The 19,478-nt window shown below is 48.1% G+C and carries 15 protein-coding genes and 1 pseudogene; 14 read left to right on the top strand and 2 right to left on the bottom strand.

Going from position 1 to position 19,478, the window contains the following annotated elements; genetic code table 11:
• Positions 1–13: 13 nt before the first annotated feature.
• The 13 genes from ACKQAD_RS05290 to licT all read left to right on the top strand — a co-directional run bounded on the left by ACKQAD_RS05290 (position 14) and on the right by licT (position 16,053).
• Positions 14–1,246, top strand: a complete 1,233-nt coding sequence (locus tag ACKQAD_RS05290; protein WP_409159188.1) for a rhamnosyltransferase WsaF family glycosyltransferase — start codon at positions 14–16, stop codon at positions 1,244–1,246.
• Positions 1,247–1,255: 9 nt separating this feature from the next.
• The gene (locus ACKQAD_RS05285; protein WP_409159187.1) at positions 1,256–2,479 is read left to right on the top strand and encodes a lipopolysaccharide biosynthesis protein; all 1,224 of its coding nucleotides are present in this window, start codon (positions 1,256–1,258) and stop codon (positions 2,477–2,479) included.
• Between the two features lie 167 nt (positions 2,480–2,646).
• The gene (locus tag ACKQAD_RS05280; protein ID WP_409159186.1) at positions 2,647–3,813 is read left to right on the top strand and encodes a nucleotide sugar dehydrogenase; all 1,167 of its coding nucleotides are present in this window, start codon (positions 2,647–2,649) and stop codon (positions 3,811–3,813) included.
• A 91-nt stretch (positions 3,814–3,904) separates the two neighbouring features.
• Entirely contained in the window at positions 3,905–4,801 is an 897-nt protein-coding gene (locus tag ACKQAD_RS05275; RefSeq protein ID WP_409159185.1) for a sugar phosphate nucleotidyltransferase, read from the top strand.
• Positions 4,802–5,030: 229 nt separating this feature from the next.
• Positions 5,031–6,437, top strand: a complete 1,407-nt coding sequence (gene gnd, locus ACKQAD_RS05270; protein ID WP_409159184.1) for an NADP-dependent phosphogluconate dehydrogenase — start codon at positions 5,031–5,033, stop codon at positions 6,435–6,437.
• A gap of 428 nt (positions 6,438–6,865) precedes the next feature.
• A complete protein-coding gene (locus ACKQAD_RS05265) occupies positions 6,866–7,144 on the top strand; it encodes a hypothetical protein (RefSeq protein WP_409159183.1) in 279 nt (92 codons plus the stop codon).
• 76 nt (positions 7,145–7,220) lie between these two features.
• The gene (locus ACKQAD_RS05260) at positions 7,221–7,898 is read left to right on the top strand and encodes a YjbF family lipoprotein (protein ID WP_409159182.1); all 678 of its coding nucleotides are present in this window, start codon (positions 7,221–7,223) and stop codon (positions 7,896–7,898) included.
• A gap of 9 nt (positions 7,899–7,907) precedes the next feature.
• Positions 7,908–8,690, top strand: a complete 783-nt coding sequence (locus ACKQAD_RS05255) for a capsule biosynthesis GfcC family protein (protein WP_409159181.1) — start codon at positions 7,908–7,910, stop codon at positions 8,688–8,690.
• Positions 8,687–10,819, top strand: coding sequence for a YjbH domain-containing protein (locus tag ACKQAD_RS05250; RefSeq protein WP_409159180.1), 2,133 nt, complete (start codon positions 8,687–8,689; stop codon positions 10,817–10,819). Before ACKQAD_RS05255 ends, ACKQAD_RS05250 begins: the two co-directional genes overlap by 4 nt.
• Before the next feature lie 392 nt (positions 10,820–11,211).
• Complete coding sequence (locus tag ACKQAD_RS05245; protein ID WP_409159179.1) at positions 11,212–11,769, top strand: chorismate mutase; 558 nt, start codon at positions 11,212–11,214, stop codon at positions 11,767–11,769.
• A gap of 19 nt (positions 11,770–11,788) precedes the next feature.
• On the top strand, positions 11,789–13,411 hold the full coding sequence (locus ACKQAD_RS05240; protein ID WP_409159178.1) for a S53 family peptidase: 1,623 nt from the start codon (positions 11,789–11,791) through the stop codon (positions 13,409–13,411).
• Positions 13,412–13,700: 289 nt separating this feature from the next.
• Positions 13,701–15,125 carry a glycoside hydrolase family 1 protein gene (locus ACKQAD_RS05235; RefSeq protein ID WP_409159177.1) on the top strand — a complete coding sequence of 475 codons (1,425 nt, stop codon included), beginning with the start codon at positions 13,701–13,703 and terminating at the stop codon, positions 15,123–15,125.
• Positions 15,126–15,219: 94 nt separating this feature from the next.
• Positions 15,220–16,053 (top strand): BglG family transcription antiterminator LicT, encoded by an 834-nt coding sequence (gene licT, locus ACKQAD_RS05230; RefSeq protein ID WP_409159176.1) that lies wholly within the window; start codon positions 15,220–15,222, stop codon positions 16,051–16,053.
• A 376-nt stretch (positions 16,054–16,429) separates the two neighbouring features.
• On the opposite strand, the pseudogene ACKQAD_RS05225 reads toward licT, so the two are convergent.
• Both ACKQAD_RS05225 and ACKQAD_RS05220 read right to left on the bottom strand, forming a co-directional pair.
• Positions 16,430–16,505, bottom strand: a pseudogene (locus ACKQAD_RS05225) (putative quinol monooxygenase); the annotation flags it as partial.
• 46 nt (positions 16,506–16,551) lie between these two features.
• Positions 16,552–17,409, bottom strand: coding sequence for a MurR/RpiR family transcriptional regulator (locus ACKQAD_RS05220; RefSeq protein ID WP_409159175.1), 858 nt, complete (start codon positions 17,407–17,409; stop codon positions 16,552–16,554).
• 440 nt (positions 17,410–17,849) lie between these two features.
• On the opposite strand from ACKQAD_RS05220, the gene ACKQAD_RS05215 reads away from it, so the two are divergent.
• Positions 17,850–19,361 (top strand): CoA-acylating methylmalonate-semialdehyde dehydrogenase, encoded by a 1,512-nt coding sequence (locus tag ACKQAD_RS05215; protein WP_409159174.1) that lies wholly within the window; start codon positions 17,850–17,852, stop codon positions 19,359–19,361.
• Positions 19,362–19,478: the final 117 nt, after the last annotated feature.

Genomic DNA, 19,478 nt, shown 5'->3' with positions numbered 1-19,478 from the left:
AGATGAGGTTAATGTGTTAAGGGAAATTCAATCTAAAATCCTTCGTAAAATAAAAGAAAAAAAACTGAAGGCTTTATATACTAGCAATTGTGCTAAATACGAGAATGCGGCAGCTTATTCGCGATTAACCACTTATAGTTTAGCCTTATCATGTGTTAATGTAGATTTAGCTGTAGAAAAAAAAATAAACTTAACTCTACCAGGATTACCATCAAATGGAATTTTTGCAGGGATTAAAACAGCGTTAGAATTCTCTTCTCGTTTATCATTAAGTTTATCCTTAGATATTAGAATTATTACTTTTGGTAAATCACCAGATAATTCGACCCGCTCATGGATAGAGAAGAATATTTTCCCTAATAGCCGCGTTGAGTTTGTAAGTGATATTGATATCGTAAACCTTAGTATAAATGCTGATGACATATGGGTGGCCACTTACTGGACAACAGCACATTCTTTAACTGTGGCAGCTCATTTGGGGGTCATTAAGCCACAAAATGTCATTTATCTGATTCAGGATTATGAATCTGGATTTCATCCGTGGTCAACAGCGTTTGCTCTCACGGAAGAGACATATTTAACAGGATTTAATCATGTGGTAAATTCATATCCACTCTTTAATGCATTAAAAAAAGCTAATATACCTTGCTCCGAAGAATTAGTGTTTTTTCCTGAAATTGATTTACATATGTTGAAAAAATCATCTGCGAATAGGGAGCCGTCAAAAAAAATTCGCGTGTTATTTTATGGAAGACCGAGTAAATCTCGAAATTTATTTGACATTGGTATTGGCGCACTGACTCTTCTGGCCAAGAGAATTGATAACACTGATTATGAATTAGAGATTTTAAGTGCTGGTGAAAAACACAGTGATATAGTTTTGTCTGACAAAGTTACATTACGCTCATTAGGTAAGTTATCATGGGATGGATATTTTAGCCGACTTAGTGAAACAGATATTGTTTTTTCTCTTCAGTATAGCCCGCATCCATCTCATCCCCCTCTGGATGCGATAACAAGTGGTGCATATGCCGTCACAAATGATCTTAATGGAACGAGGACCGGGCTACACCCTCGAATGTATGTAGCTGCTGCATCTCCTGATAAGTTGGCGGATAAACTGCTTTGCGCTATTCAGGATCTACATAAAAATGGTTGTTATGAATATGATGAGAGTTTAGTACAATCCTATGGAAGACCAATGAGTGACGTGATTGAGACTATTTCTAATTATATCCATAACTGAGATAAGATCATGTTATTTACTAAACAAAACATATGGAAAATGTTTTTATATTTTGTCCTCCCATTGTTGTCGGCGATTATACCCTTTATTGTTTACCCGACAATAACAGCCTTATATGGAAATAAGGTTATTATTGCGATTGGTATTGCTCAATCTATTGGTACCGCGGGAGCAGTGATAGGTGAACTAGGCTGGGGGGTGATAGGCCCTCAATTGGTTGCTGGGTTAAATGATAATGAGAGAAAGTTGTGGTATGGAAAATCTTTATCATCCCGACTAATTTCGAGTGTTTTTTGTATCTTTATTGCCACATTAGTTTGCTTTCTTTTGGTTGACGATTTTTTGCTTTCTGCGATTGTAATGGCTATCGCTATTACTTGTGGGGGCCTTTTACCCAATTGGTATTTGATCGGCTTAAATAAGCCAGAGTACATTCTCTATTACATTGTTATACCGAAGCTTATATTGTGTGGTATTAGTATTTTTCTTATTAAATTCTACGGTGGTTTGATTTTTTATAGTCTCGCAATGTTGTTTTCTTTTTTTATTTCAATGATGCTTTTATCATATTTTTTAAAAGTACCATTGATACCAGGTAAGAAAGACTTTAATGAGTTGACATTGTTGTTTAAAGATCACTATCAGTTGGTTTTTGGTCGTGTAATTAGTACTTTTTATACAGCTCTACCTATTACGTTAATCGGATTTGTAAATCCTGCTGCTGTGGCTACTTTTACCGGTATTGAGCGACTCTTCAGAATGGCACTGTCAGTTTTAAGTGGATTCCCTAGTCGATTGCAGAGTTGGATCGGAACAGCACCAGCAGATGCACGTGCTAAAAGAATAAAGCTTTCGATTATTATTAATTTGGGTGTTGGCCTATTTAGTATGGTAGGGTTTACTATTGCGTGTTATTTTATTAGTCCATATATATACTCAAATACAATTAATATTAGTCTGGAGTATTCACTCCTTGCCGGCGTTGTGGTCGCTATAATTTGCACATCGAGAGGATATGGCTTAGCTTTAGTTGCTATGGGTGTGTCGAAAAAGATATCAATTGCAAATATAGCTTCAGCGATAGTCGGTGTGTCAGCTATCTGTATTCTAGGCTATTATTACGGTGTATGGGGCGGACTTTTGGGAGAAGTTCTAGCAGAGGTTGCGGGTTTGTTAACGCAATTATACTACTACAATAAGTATGTAAAAGATTTGAAGTTACGCTCTTGTTAAATAATTAATGTCACGAGTTTTATAAGGTTGTTTTATTATGTTCTCTTGAGGTGTAAATTTATTTTTATGGATAGTGGAACGATTAAATAAAATGTCCCTAACTTTAACGTTTTACCGTTTTCTGATTGTTGACTTATGATTTATTTTGATTTTAGGTAAATTAATATATGAAAATAGCAATAGCAGGTACAGGGTATGTTGGTCTATCTAATGCAATGTTATTGTCTCAGAATAACGAGGTTGTAGCGTTAGATATTATTGAAGATAAAGTGAATTTACTTAATGATAAAAAGTCACCTATTGCTGATAAAGAGATAGAAGACTTTTTAGAAAAAAAAGAACTCAATTTTTTAGCGACGACAGATAAAAATATTGCTTATCAAGATGCTGATTTTGTCATTATCGCTACCCCAACTGATTACGATGCCAAAAAAAATTATTTTAATACTAGCTCTGTAGAGTTGGTTATTCAGGATGTCTTGGCTATTAATCCGCGTGCGGTGATGATCATTAAATCGACAATCCCAGTCGGTTTTACTCAGCAGGCAAAAACTCGATTCAATACAGAAAATATTATTTTTTCTCCTGAATTCTTGAGGGAAGGGAAGGCACTATATGACAATTTATATCCATCAAGGATTGTCGTTGGTGAAGACTCTGAGCGCGCTAAGAAATTTGCTAGTTTGTTGTTACAAGGTGCAATTAAAAAAAATGTCCCAGTGCTGTACACCGACTCGACAGAAGCAGAAGCTATTAAACTTTTTGCAAACACATATTTAGCGATGCGTGTGGCTTACTTTAATGAGCTGGACACTTACGCACAAACTCTGGGGCTCAATAGCAAGCAGATCATTGATGGTGTTGGTTTAGACCCAAGAATTGGTACACATTATAATAATCCTTCATTCGGCTACGGCGGATATTGCTTGCCTAAGGATACAAAGCAATTACTCGCCAACTATGAGGCTGTGCCGAATAACTTAATTAGTGCAATAGTAGAGGCGAACCGGACGAGAAAAGATTTTATCGCCGATTCTATTATTGAGCGCAATCCTAAAATCGTGGGAATCTACCGGTTAGTCATGAAAATAGGGTCCGATAATTTCCGAGCATCCGCTATCCAAGGCGTAATGAAAAGGATTAAGGCTAAAGGAATCGAAGTGGTGGTTTATGAGCCCGAGCTCAAAGAAGATACTTTTTTCCGCTCGCGCGTAATTCGCGATTTGTCGGAATTTAAACAGACCGCGGATGTGATTCTTTCAAACCGTATGGCACCAGAATTATCTGATGTAGTAGAAAAAGTCTATACACGGGATCTCTTTGGTTCGGATTAGGTGTAATCTTAGTGTCATGAGTCACGTTATGGCATTACGCTACTAATGCGTTCAACCAGATAAACACCATCAAATTAAAGAGAGTCAATCCATGACATCATTGAAAGCTATCATCCCTGTAGCAGGTTTAGGGATGAATTTGTTACCGGTGACCAAAGCAATTCCTAAGGAAATGTTGCCGCTGGTTGACCGTCCGGTAATAGAGAAAATCGTTAACGAATGCGCTAACGCGGGGATTAAAGAGATTATTCTGGTGACGCATGCCTCAAAAAATGCGATTGAAAACCACTTCGATACCTCGTTTGAGCTTGAATCTTTGCTTGAAGAACGTGCCAAACGTCAACTGCTGGCTGAAGTACAGTCTATTTGTCCGAAAGGTGTGACGATCATGAACGTTCGCCAAGGGGAAACGCTGGGATTGGGGCATGCGGTCTCCTGTGCTCGACCAATCGTTGGAGACAGCCCGTTTGTGGTGGTGTTGCCCGATGTGGTGTTGGATGAAAGCACGGCCGATCAGACGAAGGAAAATCTGGCGCTGTTGATCTCCCGTTTTGAAGAAACAGGACGTAGTCAGGTGCTGGTGAAACATCGTCCTTATGAGGTGCTGCCAGAGTACTCTGTCGTTGATTGTGAGCAACCGCTGGTGAATCCAGGTGATGCCGCAGCGATTACATCGATGATCGAAAAACCCGAGGCGCCGTCTGGAACCGGCTCTGATCTTTCTGCTGTCGGGCGCTATGTCTTAACGGCCGATGCCTGGCCATTACTGGAAAAAGCAGTTCCTGGTGCGTGGGGACGTATTCAGTTAACGGATGTGATTGCCGATATGATTGCGGCTCAGCAAGTTGATGCTGTGCAAATGTCAGGCAAGAATTTTAACTGCGGTCGTAAACTGGGCTATGCACAGGCGTTTGTCTCCTATGGATTACGCAACCCTGAGTTTGGTGCCGAATTTAAAGAAAGCATTAAGGCGCTGCTGAAAAAGTAATATTGAGTGGTAACACTCTGTAAAACCGTAGACCGCCGAATCTTTCTGCGGTTTTTTCTTTTCCTCACCATACGCTCCTGTTGAGTGAGCTTTCACTATCAAACCAATCACTATCCACTCACGCAAAGCTGAGTTACCATGTTGACCTGTTTTTAATTGCCTGCGGGGTCGCAACGCGAATCGTTGTTGTCGTTGCAGGCAGGTTATCCTTCAGACAGGAGTTGCTTTAATGTCCAAACAGCAAATTGGCGTTGTCGGTATGGCGGTGATGGGGCGCAATCTGGCGCTGAACATTGAGAGCCGTGGCTATAGCGTTTCCATCTTTAACCGTTCTTCCGATAAAACCGATGAAGTGATCGCGGAAAATCCGGGTAAAAAACTGGTGCCTTCTTACACCGTTGAAGAGTTTGTCGAATCCCTGGAAAAACCACGCCGTATTCTGCTGATGGTGAAGGCCGGTGAAGCAACCGATAAAACGATTGAATCGCTGAAGCCTTACCTGGAAAAAGGCGATATTCTGATCGATGGCGGTAACACCTTCTATAAAGATACGATTCGCCGTAACCGCGAACTCTCTGCTGAAGGGTTTAACTTCATCGGTACAGGCGTATCTGGTGGGGAAGAGGGGGCACTGAAAGGGCCTTCCATCATGCCAGGCGGCCAGAAAGAAGCGTATGAACTGGTTGCGCCGATTCTGGAACAGATAGCCGCGCGTGCTGACGGCGAAGCCTGTGTGACCTACATTGGCGCGGATGGCGCAGGTCACTACGTCAAGATGGTGCATAACGGTATTGAATACGGCGACATGCAGCTGATTGCTGAGGCCTATGCATTGCTCAAACAGGCTCTGAATCTTGGCAATGAAGAACTGGCCTCAACGTTTTCTGAGTGGAATAAAGGCGAGTTAAGCAGCTACCTGATTGAAATCACAGCCGACATCTTCACGAAGAAAGATGAAGAAGGTAAATATTTGGTTGACGTTATTCTGGATGAAGCGGCTAACAAAGGCACGGGTAAATGGACCAGCCAAAGCTCTCTGGATTTGGGCGAACCGCTGTCTCTGATCACGGAATCCGTTTTTGCTCGCTACCTTTCTTCTTTGAAAGATCAGCGCGTTGCAGCATCTAAAGTGTTGACTGGCCCAACGGCTCAGGCATTCGGTGGCGATAAATCTGAGTTTGTTGAGAAGGTGCGTCGTGCGCTGTATCTGGGTAAAATCGTGTCTTATGCGCAGGGCTTCTCACAGTTGAAAGCAGCATCCGATGAGAATAACTGGGATCTGAACTACGGTGAAATCGCCAAGATTTTCCGCGCGGGTTGCATCATTCGTGCACAGTTCCTGCAAAAAATCACTGATGCATATGAGCAGAAAGCAGACATTGCTAACCTGCTGCTAGCACCTTACTTCAAGAAAGTGGCGGACGAATACCAGCAGGCGCTGCGCGACGTGGTTTCTTATGCTGTCCAGCAAGGTATCCCGACGCCAACGTTCTCTGCGGCGATTGCTTATTACGACAGCTACCGTTCCGCCGTGCTGCCCGCTAACCTGATCCAGGCTCAGCGCGACTATTTCGGTGCGCATACCTACAAGCGTACGGATAAAGAAGGCGTATTCCATACTGAATGGCTGGAATAACCGTTTCTTATGCGTATATAGTGTTGTTTGTGAATAAAACGCCAGATTAGAAAATATCTGGCGTTTTTATATTGCTGAATGAGCACATCGATATTGTTAAGATATCTATGACTTTTTTCTGGAATACTGTAAGTTTCATTAAAGAAATCTGCTTTTTTACCGAGATCATTACTGTTTATTACATCGAGATCTTGCTATTTTTAACAGTGTTGCAAAAATTGAGTTGTAGTTTTGCTTTCTGGCGTTACTTAATAAGAGGTGGTTTTATCGCCATCAGATTGTATCTCATTACTGGGAAAGTCCCGGTAACGGTCGGTAATCGGTAAATCGGATGTATTTGCCGCTGTACTGGCTGGAATGAAGGACGGAGTATTGTCTTCCCGACGGTACTCCACCCTGAAGTACTTCATGTTTAAAAGGAAATCGTAATGAAGAAAACGTTAATCACGCTGGCTGCTGTTCTGGCCATGTCGTCAAACGCGTTTGCTGTTGATGGCGTACCTAGCTACAACGCTGCCGGTCCTGCTGCTGGTGCTGGTGCTGGTGCTGCTGGTGCTGGTGCTGCTGGCTTCGCTGCCGGTACTACTGGCCTGATCGCTGTCGGTGTTGCTGCCGCTGTCGCTGTCGGTGTTGCTGTTGCTGTCGCTGAAAATGACGACAACGGTGGTACTGGCACTGCCACGACGACGACTACTGGTACACGTTAATTTCGTGCTTTACGCTAAGGCCACTTCGGTGGCCTTTCTTTTTCCGGGCTGCGCTGTTCAACGAGAACTGCATTTCATGACAAAAATAAAACGAATGGCGAAGGCGAGAGCGCTGATTGCCATACCTCTTTTATCGGTTGCGCTGACTGGCTGTTCCAAAAATGTGGAGCAAGTGGGGAAAACGTTTAAACTGGCGTTTTTCGGTCAGGATGACACCCATGTGACAGCGACACAGGTTGCCAATACGCCCTATGCATCGGCCTATCTGAAGGTAGGGAAAGCACCGCAGGCGTTTGTTGTGCTCGCTTTCGCCGAGCAGAATCAGTTGAAATGGATCGGTGCCGATAAAAATATGGTATCGACCCAACATGGCCGTTTAGTGAAAACGCAGGGTTTTGGTGAAGACATTACCTATGTGGACAACCTGCAACAGGATCCTCTAGCGCTGGGATTATTGAAGACATCGACGCCAATGACATGGCAAAGTCGGATCGAGTGGGCTCAGGTTTTCCGCGGTGGTTATGACACCACGTCGATTTTTCAGGCTCGTGGCAAAGAAACGATAAAAATTCTGGATACCCAGCGTGAGTTGCTGCGCTTTGATGAGCGAGTGACGGTTCCTGCTCTGGATGAATCTTATACCAATAGCTACTGGCTCGACTCGGCTAACGGAAGTGTGGTGCAAAGCCAACAGTACATGGGGCCGGATATGGCATTGGTCACATTCACCGTATTAAAACCCTACGTACAATAAGGGACTACAATGTTGGCATTCAATCGTATCGCTACCTTATTACTGCTGGTTTCCGGTGTCGCGACCGCCGCACAACTGACGGTGAAATCCCCGCAAGAGACGATTGCCGTCGTTAAGCTGGACGATGGTACGCGTCTGGAAAAATTTTACGAACAGGTTCCCTGGCCGCAGAATATCAACTGGCAAACCGCATTTATTTCTGACTTTGCGACGACGCAGAAGGTGCGGACGCAGGGCGATGTTTTACTGCAAAAGCTGGCTGAGCTGGAAACGCGCTGGCGTAATTCCGGTGATGGCGATCTTGCGATTTCTGCCTGGCTGTTGAGAAAAACCCTCACTCCAATTAACGTTGCAGGCCGTATCTCTACCGATCTGGATCCTGACCGCGTACGTGTTCATATAGAAAACAATCGCCCTCTGGTGGGGGAATATGCACTGTATGTGGCTCCCCATGATGACAGAGTGTCGCTGATCGGGCTGGTCAACACCTCCGCTGATGTGGGTGAACTGGAGACCTCGGGGAAAGTGTCACTGCGTGCCGGATGGTCGGTCGAGAATTATCTCTCTGGACGTCGGCTTCTTGCTGGAGCGGATAACAGTTACGGCTACCTGATTCGGGGGAACGGTCAGTGGCGTAAAGTACCGCTGGCGCTGTGGAATCGTCAGCATATTGAACCCGCTGCGGGCGAAACGATCTTTATCGGTTTTAATCCCTCGGATTTACCACAGGATATGTCATCACTTAACGATCAGCTTGCTGACTACCTTGCTAACCGGACTCCACTCGAATGACAAAGATCAGAAACGTTAAATTAAGCTGTCTGTCGTTGGCGATTGGCGGCATCTTGAGTGCGCAGGCGATAGCGGCCGAGACAGGAAGCAGCCGTACTGAGACAAACCCAAATCTGCGCTTTCAGCCTGCGGGGGTATCGCAGTCTGATTTTGGTGGCACCGGCCTGTTGCAAATGCCGACTGCACGTATGGCAGAAACGGGCGAATTTAGCCTGAACTACCGCGATAATGAAGAGTATCGGCGTTACTCTGTATCCCTCCAGCTCTTTGACTGGCTGGAAACCACGGTGCGTTACACTGACATTCGCACTCGCCTTTATAGTAATGATTCCAGTTTCAGTGGCGATCAAACCTATAAAGATAAGGCTTTCGATCTCAAAGCTCGCTTGTGGCAGGAAAGCTACTGGATGCCGGATGTTTCTGTAGGATTACGTGATATCGCGGGTACCGGGCTGTTTGATAGCGAATATCTGGTAGCCAGTAAGCGTATGGGGCCGTTTGATTTCACGCTGGGGATGGGCTGGGGCAATATGGCTGAAAGTGGCAATATTAAGAACCCTGCTTGTTCCCTGAAAGCCAGCTTCTGTAATCGCACCGAAAATACGGAAACCGGGGAGTTTGAGATAGGAAACTTCTTTCACGGCCCGGCGGCACTGTTTGGTGGCGTTGAATACCAGACACCTTGGGATCCGTTGCGCCTGAAGCTCGAATACGACGGTAACGATTACAGCCGTGAGGCCGCCGATCGTGGGCGTAGAGAGAGAATTAAGCAGGACTCTCCTTTCAACATTGGCGCAGTCTACCGTTTGGGGGATGTGCTGGATACCACGCTGTCGTGGCAGCGCGGTAACACGCTGATGTGGGGCTTTACCCTGCGCACCAACTTTAACAGCCTGAAGCCGAACTATTTAGACGATGCACCACCCGTTTATGCGCCAGTGCAGGATGGCAAAAGCACAAACTGGCAGCTCGTCTCGAAAGAGCTGAATGATAAAGCTGGGTATAAGGACGCTGATATCTACGCGGACCAAAAACAGGTCACCATTGTTGCCGATCAGACAAAGTATCGTGATAGTGAAGAGGCAACGCAGCGTGCCGCGACGATATTGGCGAATCATGTGTCGGGTAACATTGATGAATACCACCTTGTTCAGCGCAGCCAGCGTTTACCGATTGCCAGTACGGAAGTGGATGCCAAAGCCTTCCATCAGGTTAAACAAGCTGCCGTTCCGCTTGGTCAACCTGAGCCTGAAACGTACCGCAAAGAGCCGGTATCCGACGTGCGTGGTCAGCAGGTGCTGCGCGCAGAACCTGCTCGCCTGACGTATTCATTAGATCCGACGCTAACACAATCTTTCGGTGGCCCTGAATCCTTTTATATGTATCAAGTCGCCTTGAAAGGTAATGCGGACTACCAACTGAGCGATCACTGGAGCGTAGGCGGAACCGCAACGTTGAATCTGGTGAATAACTACGACAAGTTCAACTATAAAACACCTCCAGCGGACGGCGCAGCGCTGCCGCGTGTCAGAACCTGGGTACGTGAGTACGTCACCTCTTCCGATCTGTTATTGACTAATCTGCAATTGACCCGCAGAGATAATCCTGCTCAGGACTGGTATACCCAGGTTTACGGCGGCTATTTGGAAATGATGTACGCGGGGGTCGGGTCTGAGGTGTTGTATCGTCCGTTCGGTAAAAGTTGGGCACTGGGCATGGATGTTAACTATGTCAAACAGCGCGATTGGAACGACATCATGAGAATGGCTGATTACGATGTGGTGACAGGCCATCTGACCGCGTATTGGGAACTGCCGTTTGTGGAAGGTGCGGTCGCGAAAGTGAGCGTAGGCCGTTATCTGGCGGGGGACAAAGGGGTGACGCTCGATCTGTCTCGCCGCTTTGATAGCGGGATTGTTGCCGGTGCCTTTGCGACCAAGACCGATGTCAGCTCTGCTGAATATGGTGAAGGGAGCTTTACGAAAGGCTTCTACATCTCCATACCGTTTGACTTGTTGTTCACTGAACCGACGGTGAAACGTGGAAGCGTTGGTTGGGTACCGCTGACACGAGATGGTGGACAGATGCTACAGCGCCGCAGCTCGCTGTATGGTCTCACCGAACAATAATCATCCACTTCAGTTCATTTAGGGTGAATCAAGCCCGTCATGGCCGAGTGCCGCGACGGGCTTTTTTGTGCACGTTTGCTTTACGGAATGATGCTGATTAGTAACTTAATTGAACCATTTCATTTGGTTGTCATTTGTATCTTAATCATTGTCGAGTCAGCAGGACGGATTCTGTGCTGCTATTCCTGATTTGCTTGTGATTTAGCAGGTTAATCGCGGTTATCTCGCTGGGGCGAGACATTTTTGAGACGAAGTGTGTCCTGTGGGTAATGATTGAAATAGTTTCGTCATGGAAGATTCATAGAGCGAAATCTATTATCTCCTGTCGCAATGACAAAATAAAAATAGCGCCATAGATCTTCATGCTAGTGCTCATAGGAGAGTGTAACCCGATGAAATTGCCTATTTTCGCTGTTATCTCGTTAGTAATGAGTTCTTTCTGGTGCCTCCCTCTGCATGCGGCTGTGCAGGATAGCTCTCTTGGGATCTATCAACTGATTCAGCAGAGGATGGTGCTGATGAAAGATGTCGTGGGGTATAAGGTTCGTCAACACCTGCCGATTGAGGATCTGAAGCAAGAGGAACGTATTTTGAGTAAGGTGCGAGGGCAAGCCGCTGTCGTTGGATTATCCCCTCAGAGTACGCAACTATTTTTTACTTCATTAATGAATGCCAGCAAAGCCATTCAATATCGTTACATGGCGGACTGGCTGGCGACACCGGAGAACGACTGGACGCCCCTTTCTCTGAATGACACGGTCAGACCCACGTTACTCACGATTGATGACCAGCTTCTGGTTAGCATTAAACGTTATCTCGCGAATGGCGGGCATTTTGCGCCTCAGCAAGAGGCCGCATTTCTTTCTTCTATTAATGTTGAGCATCTGTCACAGAACGACAAACGCCAGATTTATGCGGCATTGAGTCACATTGAACCAGACGGCAAATAGCTGAGTGGGAGAGAAGACGATGACTTACCAATTATTGAAAGGGAGTGAGCGCGGAAATATCGCTGACGCGGCGTATCGCGAACGCTGTGATGTGAATGAAAGCGTCAGAGTCATGCTGGTGCTGCGTTTTACTGCGCCAGACGAAGAGTATTACACCGAACTGCACGATAGCATCGATCCGCAATTTGGCGGTATCAATGCCAACAGACCGCTGTCGCGTGCCGACTATGCCAGAAAATTCAGCGCTGATGAGGCAGATATCGAGCATGTCCGTGCGTTTGCACGACATCATCGGCTCTCTATCGAAGGTGAACATGCTGCCAGCCGTACTCTTTTCTTAACGGGGACGGTAGGGCAAATGGAGCAGGCGTTTCACGTGAGCTTAGCCCGATATGACCACAAAAATGGGACATTTCGTGGCCGAGCGGGAGGGATTTACCTGCCGGAATACCTACAGGGCGTAGTGATTGCCGTATTAGGCCTTGATGAACGTCTGGCAACGAACTGTTGCCTGCGTCTCAATGACGCGTTTTCCAACGCGACAACGCGTTTGTCGGGCTACACACCGCTGGAGCTGGCAGAGATTTACCATTTTCCGCAACATGACGGCGCGGGGCAGTGCATTGGCATTATTGAGCTGGGGGGCGGATATCGTCTGCCGCAGTTGGAGCACTATTTTAAACGCATGGGCGTTAATCCTCCTCAGGTCATCAATATCTGTGTAGGAGGCGGCAGGAATGCCCTCGCATCGTCAGAGGGCGATAAAGAGGTGAGTCCGATGGATATTGAAGTGCAGATGGATATCGAAATCGCAGGTACGCTGGCACCAGCCGCCAAAATTGTGGTGTATTTTGCCCCGAATACCGATGCCGGGTTTTTAGAAGCGATCAATGCTGCGATTTATGATGAGAAAAATGCGCCGTCGGTGATTTCGATTAGCTGGGGAGCCAGCGAGTCGCAATGGACAGCGCAATCATTACAGGTTTACAACCAGGCCTTTCAGACCGCGGCCGCGCTAGGAATTACGGTATGCGTCGCTTCTGGCGATCGCGGTTCAAAAGATGGTGAGCCCCATGGTTTACACGTCGATTTTCCTGCATCCAGTCCCTATGTTTTAGCCTGTGGCGGCACTCGCTTGCAAAAAGCGATGGAAGAAATCACCTGGCATAACCAGGACGGTAGCGCAACAGGCGGTGGCGTCAGCCAGTACTTTGCGCTGCCCGGCTGGCAGTTAGGGCTGTCTCTGGTAGACAAATACGGTGATCATCACCCCTTGCAACACCGCGGCGTACCTGATGTCAGCGGCAATGCCGATCCTGAAACTGGCTATCTGGTTGAAGTTAACGGACAAGAAGGCGTTGTTGGCGGAACCAGCACAGTCGCGCCGCTGTGGGCGGGATTATTGGCGCGTATGCTGGCGCTGACCCACTCGGCATCGTTGTTTATCCCTCCTTTACTTTATCGTAATCGTAATAGCTGCAAGGATATCGTACAGGGAAATAATGGCGCATTTGTGGCCTCTGTGGGGTGGGACGCCTGTACGGGGCTGGGGTCGCCGGATGGCATGAAGTTGTTGAGCCTGCTGAAGCGCCTTGTGAGGCTCAACGGCGCACGGGAACGCGATGATGGGCACGAACAGTAGCCCGCATTTCTTGCATAGCGGCGCAGGGGACAAATCCTACTCAGGCGAAGAGATTATCGGTGATGTTCATCACAGATTGCCCGATCTCGGTTTGAGTCTACGGTAGATAGCGGATATAACCCGATAAGAAGGACGTGATCGGGCCAAGGCCCGAGCGAAACCTGATACGACGCATGTTATTCAGACATGTTCGTATCAGGTTTTTTTTTGCCTGAATTCAGCCTTATCACGCGCCATGACATTAGTGATGTCTTACTGACATGAACTCGTTAAGGAAAGGAGAAAAACTGTGAAATACCGTCATGTTAAATGTTTCCCAGAGGGATTTTTGTGGGGCGCAGCGACATCGGCTTATCAGGTGGAGGGGGCATGGAATGAGGATGGCAAGGGGCCGTCGGTGATTGATGCCAGAACGTCCTATCCTGAGGGCACCACGGACTTTACCGTCGCCAGCGACCACTACCACCGCTACAAGGAAGATGTGGCGCTGTTTGCCGATATCGGCTTCAAAACCTACCGTTTTTCTATCGCCTGGAGCCGCATCATTCCCGATGGCAGCGGTGAGGTCAATCCAGTGGGCATTGCGTTTTATCACAACCTTATCGATGAGCTGCTGCATTACGGTATTGTGCCGATCGTCACGATGTACCATTTCGATTTGCCGCAGGCGTTACAGGAAAAAGGCGGTTGGTACAATCGGGAAACGGTGGAGGCGTTTGCGCGTTTTGCCAACGTACTGTTTGATGAATACGGCGAAAAAGTGAAGTACTGGCTGACCATCAACGAACAGAACATGATGATTTTGCACGGTTCCGCATTGGGCACGCTAGATCCCACGCTGGAAAACCCGAAACAGAATCTCTATCAGCAGAATCACAACATGCTGGTGGCGCAGGCAAAAGCGATGAATGCGCTGCACGAAAAAGTACCCGGTGCGAAAATTGGTCCGGCACCCAACATTGCGCTGATTTATCCGGCGTCATCCAAGCCTGAAGATGTGATGGCCGCGTTTAACTATAACGCGATCCGCAACTGGCTGTATCTGGATATGGCGGTATACGGGCGTTACAACACTACGGCCTGGCGTTATATGGAAGAGAAAGGTTATACGCCGGAGATTCTGCCCGGCGATATGGATATTCTGGCATCGGCCAAGCCCGATTTTATTGCGTTTAACTATTATACCTCGCAGACAGTCGAAGCCAGCAAGGGAGACGGTTCGGATGAAATCGCCCGTGGAGGCGATCAGCACCTTAAATCGGGTGAAGAGGGCGTGCATCGCGGTGCAACCAATCCCTGGCTACAGAAAAACGCCTTTGGTTGGGAGATCGATCCGATAGGCTTCCGCAATACGCTGCGTGAACTGCACGATCGCTATCATTTACCACTGATCATTACGGAAAATGGGCTGGGTGCGTTTGATACGCTGGATGAAAACGGTGAGGTTCACGATGATTACCGCATCGACTACCTGCAACGCCACATTGAGCAAATTCAGCTTGCGATCACCGACGGTGTGGATGTCTTCGGCTATACGCCGTGGTCGGCGCTGGATCTCATTTCCACCCATCAGGGATGCTCGAAACGCTATGGCTTTATTTACGTTAATCGTGAAGAATTCGACCTGAAAGATTTGCGGCGTATCCGTAAAAAAAGCGCATACTGGTATGCTGGTGTCATTAAAAACAATGGGCTGGATAGCTCAGAAGCGTAAATGATAAAAGAAGGCGCCTCGTGGATATTGCGTTGAGGCGTTAAACGGTAGGGAAGGCCAGTGTACCTTCCCATCAGACAGGGCGGCTGATGCGATGATAATTAAAAAAATATTGAGCAATAACGCCGTTCTGGTGTTGGCTGATGACCGACGGGAAATTGTGGCGATAGGTAAAGGTGTCGGCTTTGGTAAAAAAGTGGGCGACCTCATCGATCAACAGCGTATTGAAAGCCAGTTCGTGAAGAAAAGCGATGGTATGGCGGATGTGCTGTCACAATTGCTGGCGGACATTCCACCGGACTGTCTGGCCGTGACGCAGCAAATTATTACGCTGGCGCAAAAAACGCTGCAGCTTGACGTGCAGGACACGTTGTTTCTGGCGCTTAGTGACCACATCAACTTTGCGATTCAACGCCATAAGAAAGGGCAGACGATCAAGAATCTGATGCTATGGGATATTCGCCAGTTCTATTACAGTGAATTTGCCGTTGGGCTGGAGGCGTTGGCACTGATCCGTGCCAGACTGGACATCGATTTACCAGAGGATGAAGCGGGATTTATTGCACTGCATCTGGCAAATGCGACGAATAACAGCGATATGCAGAGCACGATGCAAAGCGCGAGCATCATTAAAGATATTTTGACCATTCTGAAATACGATCTCCACATCACGTTTGATGAACATTCTCTCAATTATCAGCGTTTGATTACGCATCTGAAGTTCTTCGCTCTGCGCCTGTTAAATCGGGAAACCGTGAACCACGGTGATGATTCCATCTATCAAGGGATTACCGAATTGATGCCGCGAGCCTACGCCTGCGCGATGAAAGTGTATGACTATGTGGAAAAAAATTACGGCTGCCAGTTAACCACCGATGAGATCATGTTTTTGACGATTCATATCAACCGGTTACAACCTTCTTCTTAATCACTCAGGAGATGATGGCGGGTACACCAGTGGCTATAATGGATACGACAGTCACGGGGAAGACCACTGCGAATTAACATTTGTGTTACCTATTCTGCCTTTACGGTATCCATTCGTGATGTAACAAAATAAATTAAAAACGGTTCACTGTTGCTGACAGGCTTTCAGTCATCATGTTCTTTTTCTCGCTATTCGTTAGTGAACCGTATGGGGCGCTATGTCAGCCTCTCCGCCGCACGGAGGTTGTCTGAACGTGCAAGACGCAGCCTCATTTTCGGTATGATATGTTACCATTCTGCTTCCATTCTCTATGCATCGATAGGGATACTTATCCGCCTGTAACGCAAGAAGGCGGTTTTTTTATGCGGCACCCGGTGCAACTTACGGTACAGCGGCATGACAGTCTCAATGTACTCCGGCTTAATAAAGTCCTGTGCGATAACTTTAAGCATAAAACGGCTCTCCCTACATGCTGTCCTGTTGATTAAACGGTTCTGACTAGCCGCGCTGCTGTTTTTCGCTCTGCTCTGCGCCGTTTCCCTGCCGGTAAGCCAGCGACACCATCAGCGATTGCACCAGACACAGCGTGGCGGACTGTGAACGGAAGGCATCAACCTGCGCTTCCTTTACCACAAAACAGACGTCGCTGAGCGTTGCCAGCGGGCTGATCTGGCTGTCGGTAATGACAATTTGCCGCGCGCCAGCTTTCGCGGCCATCTCACTGACCATCACGGTTTCCTGTGAATAGGGCGAGAAGCTGATGGAAACGACCACATCGCGTGCGCTGACCCGGCTGAGTTGTTCACGAAACATGCCTCCCAACCCGTTGACCAGGATCGGGCTGCTTTCCAGATGGCTAAGCGCGTAGGTGAGGTAAGTAGCGACGCTGAACGAACGCCGTAGCCCTACGATATAGATGGTTTCCGCTTGTGCCAGCAGATCGACGGCTTTTTGCAGATCCTCATGCGGGGTACGTGCCGCTAACTGCTGCATCGCCTGTGCGTTTGAACGGGCAAACTCATGCAAAATATCCAACGGCGTTTCTGGCACGGCGTCAGCCTCCATCGCCCGAAATAACCGCGCTCGGTCGGTATAGCTGGCCGTCTCTTCCACCAGATTCATACGGAACAACTGTTTCATTTCGTTGAAACCACTGAAATCAAAGGCGTTGGCGAAACGAATCAGCGTTGAGGGGGGGACGTCAGCGCGTTCGGCGATCACGGCGACGGTATCAAAAGCGATACTGTTAGTATTATCCAGCACATAGTGCGCCACCTGCTGTAACCGCTTGCTGAGCGAATCATAGCGCTCGCGGATCTGTTCCTGTAATTCTCTCAGGCTGGTTGCCATGGACATATCGGGTTATCTCCCAAAGACGTATAAGAATCTATCCCATTAGGGCGATTTCATGACTGGCGCCTGAAACGGAACAGAAAATTCATTTCTGGATACGGCTGTTTTATCTGTATGACATTTTCGACGGCACGCCTGTTATCGATACGGCGATTTTCAGAGGCTGCTCGCCTAATACTGGTGACTTAAGCCCGTTATTAGGGGAAACACAGGGGGAGGTTCCCGTAGGGAGGCCCCACCCCTGTGGTCGCCCCGTGTATCTCGATCGATATTAGGCTGCTTACCTGTCTTTATGGACAGCGGTCTTCAAGTTTACATAAAAATTCGCAGCGGATCACAATAATCAATATTTATTTTATTTTTACGTTAAATGGAATATTCGTTTCATATACTGTAATCCGATATCAGCCGTTTGTCTCCTCAAAACCCACAAAGGTGTAAACATGGAAACCGTATCTAACTTCATTCAAGGGGCGATTACCCCCAGCAACAGCCAACGCTACGCTGCGGTGTATAACCCAGCAACGGGCGAGCAGATTCGCCAGGTTGTGATGTCTGATAAGGCGGAAGTTGAGCAGGCTATTGCCAGCGCGGCCGCGGCATTCCCTGCATGGTCAAAACACTCTCCGCTGCGTCGCGCGCGCGTGCTGTTTCGCTTCAAAGCGCTGTTGGAAGAACGAATGGATACGCTGGCCCGGCTGATTTCACAGGAGCACGGCAAGGTCTATTCCGATGCCGTGGGGGAAGTGACGCGCGGTCTTGAAGTCGTTGAATTTGCCTGTGGTATTCCGCATCTGCAAAAAGGTGAGCACTCGGCGAATGTTGGTACCGGTGTGGATAGTCATTCGCTCATGCAGCCGCTTGGCGTGTGCGTCGGGATTACGCCGTTCAACTTCCCGGCGATGGTGCCCATGTGGATGTTCCCGATTGCGCTGGCGACTGGCAATACTTTTGTGCTTAAGCCGTCGGAAAAAGATCCGTCGCTCTCGCTGCTATTAGCGCAACTGCTGAAAGACGCGGGCTTGCCGGACGGCGTGTTTAACGTCGTTCAGGGTGACAAAGAAGCGGTGGACGTCCTGCTGACCGATCCGCGCGTGCAGGCGGTGAGCTTTGTGGGATCGACACCGGTGGCGGAATACATCTATCAGACGGCATCGGCGCACGGCAAGCGCTGTCAGGCGTTGGGCGGGGCGAAAAACCACTGCATTCTGATGCCGGATGCCGACATGGACATGGCCGCCAGCGCGATCATGGGCGCGGCGTTTGGCGCAGCGGGCGAGCGCTGTATGGCGCTGTCGGTGGTGGTGGCCGTTGGCGATGACACGGCGGAAGCACTGAATCAACGCCTGAATGCGCAGATCAACGCGATGCGCGTTGGCCCAGGTCTGGTGGACGGGCAGGAAAATGAGATGGGGCCGGTGATCAGCGCAGCGCACCGGGCGAAGATTGCCGACTATATTCAAAGTGGCGTCGATCAGGGCGCGACGCTGCGTATCGATGGTCGCACGCTGTCTATTCAAGGCCATCAGCAAGGCTACTTTATTGGGCCGACGCTGTTCGATAATGTCACACCGGAGATGAAGATCTATCAGGAAGAGATTTTTGGCCCGGTGCTGTCCGTGGTACGCGTGCCGGATTACCAGACGGCGGTAACGCTGATCAACAACCATGAATATGGTAACGGCACCGCTATTTTTACCCGCGATGGTGAAACGGCGCGTCAGTTCTGCGAAGAGGTGCTGGCCGGTATGGTCGGTGTGAACGTACCGATTCCGGTGCCGATGGCGTTCCACAGCTTCGGCGGCTGGAAGCGCTCCATTTTTGGGCCGCTGAATGTTCACGGCAATGATGGTGTGCGCTTCTACACCCGCATGAAAACCGTCACCAGCCGCTGGCCCGCCAGCGTCCGTCTGGAACACCACACCAGCAGCTTCGTCATGCCCACACTGGAGTGAGGATGTGTCATGAAAGAACTAAACCTCCGGCTAGCTTATTACGATAAATAATTGTGCAGATTTTTATTGTATTTCCTTTCACGTAAAAAATTGCGCTGAGGTGGCGTGACCGCCGGG

This window comes from Pectobacterium artocarpous, from assembly GCF_046159765.1.
Taxonomy (GTDB): Bacteria; Pseudomonadota; Gammaproteobacteria; order Enterobacterales; family Enterobacteriaceae; genus Pectobacterium.
Note: the sequence above shows the minus strand (reverse complement) of the source record. Positions and strands in the feature narration are given on the sequence as shown.

Excerpts from the sequence above, each read along its gene's own strand:
- ACKQAD_RS05265 (WP_409159183.1), top strand. The coding sequence starts at position 6,866 with ATGAAGAAAACGTTAATCACGCTGGCTGCTGTTCTGGCCATGTCGTCA.
- licT (WP_409159176.1), top strand. The coding sequence starts at position 15,220 with ATGATAATTAAAAAAATATTGAGCAATAACGCCGTTCTGGTGTTGGCT.
- ACKQAD_RS05260 (WP_409159182.1), top strand. The coding sequence starts at position 7,221 with ATGACAAAAATAAAACGAATGGCGAAGGCGAGAGCGCTGATTGCCATA.
- ACKQAD_RS05220 (WP_409159175.1), bottom strand. The coding sequence starts at position 17,409 with ATGTCCATGGCAACCAGCCTGAGAGAATTACAGGAACAGATCCGCGAG.
- ACKQAD_RS05240 (WP_409159178.1), top strand. The coding sequence starts at position 11,789 with ATGACTTACCAATTATTGAAAGGGAGTGAGCGCGGAAATATCGCTGAC.
- ACKQAD_RS05250 (WP_409159180.1), top strand. The coding sequence starts at position 8,687 with ATGACAAAGATCAGAAACGTTAAATTAAGCTGTCTGTCGTTGGCGATT.
- ACKQAD_RS05245 (WP_409159179.1), top strand. The coding sequence starts at position 11,212 with ATGAAATTGCCTATTTTCGCTGTTATCTCGTTAGTAATGAGTTCTTTC.
- gnd (WP_409159184.1), top strand. The coding sequence starts at position 5,031 with ATGTCCAAACAGCAAATTGGCGTTGTCGGTATGGCGGTGATGGGGCGC.
- ACKQAD_RS05285 (WP_409159187.1), top strand. The coding sequence starts at position 1,256 with ATGTTATTTACTAAACAAAACATATGGAAAATGTTTTTATATTTTGTC.
- ACKQAD_RS05275 (WP_409159185.1), top strand. The coding sequence starts at position 3,905 with ATGACATCATTGAAAGCTATCATCCCTGTAGCAGGTTTAGGGATGAAT.
- ACKQAD_RS05215 (WP_409159174.1), top strand. The coding sequence starts at position 17,850 with ATGGAAACCGTATCTAACTTCATTCAAGGGGCGATTACCCCCAGCAAC.
- ACKQAD_RS05255 (WP_409159181.1), top strand. The coding sequence starts at position 7,908 with ATGTTGGCATTCAATCGTATCGCTACCTTATTACTGCTGGTTTCCGGT.
- ACKQAD_RS05280 (WP_409159186.1), top strand. The coding sequence starts at position 2,647 with ATGAAAATAGCAATAGCAGGTACAGGGTATGTTGGTCTATCTAATGCA.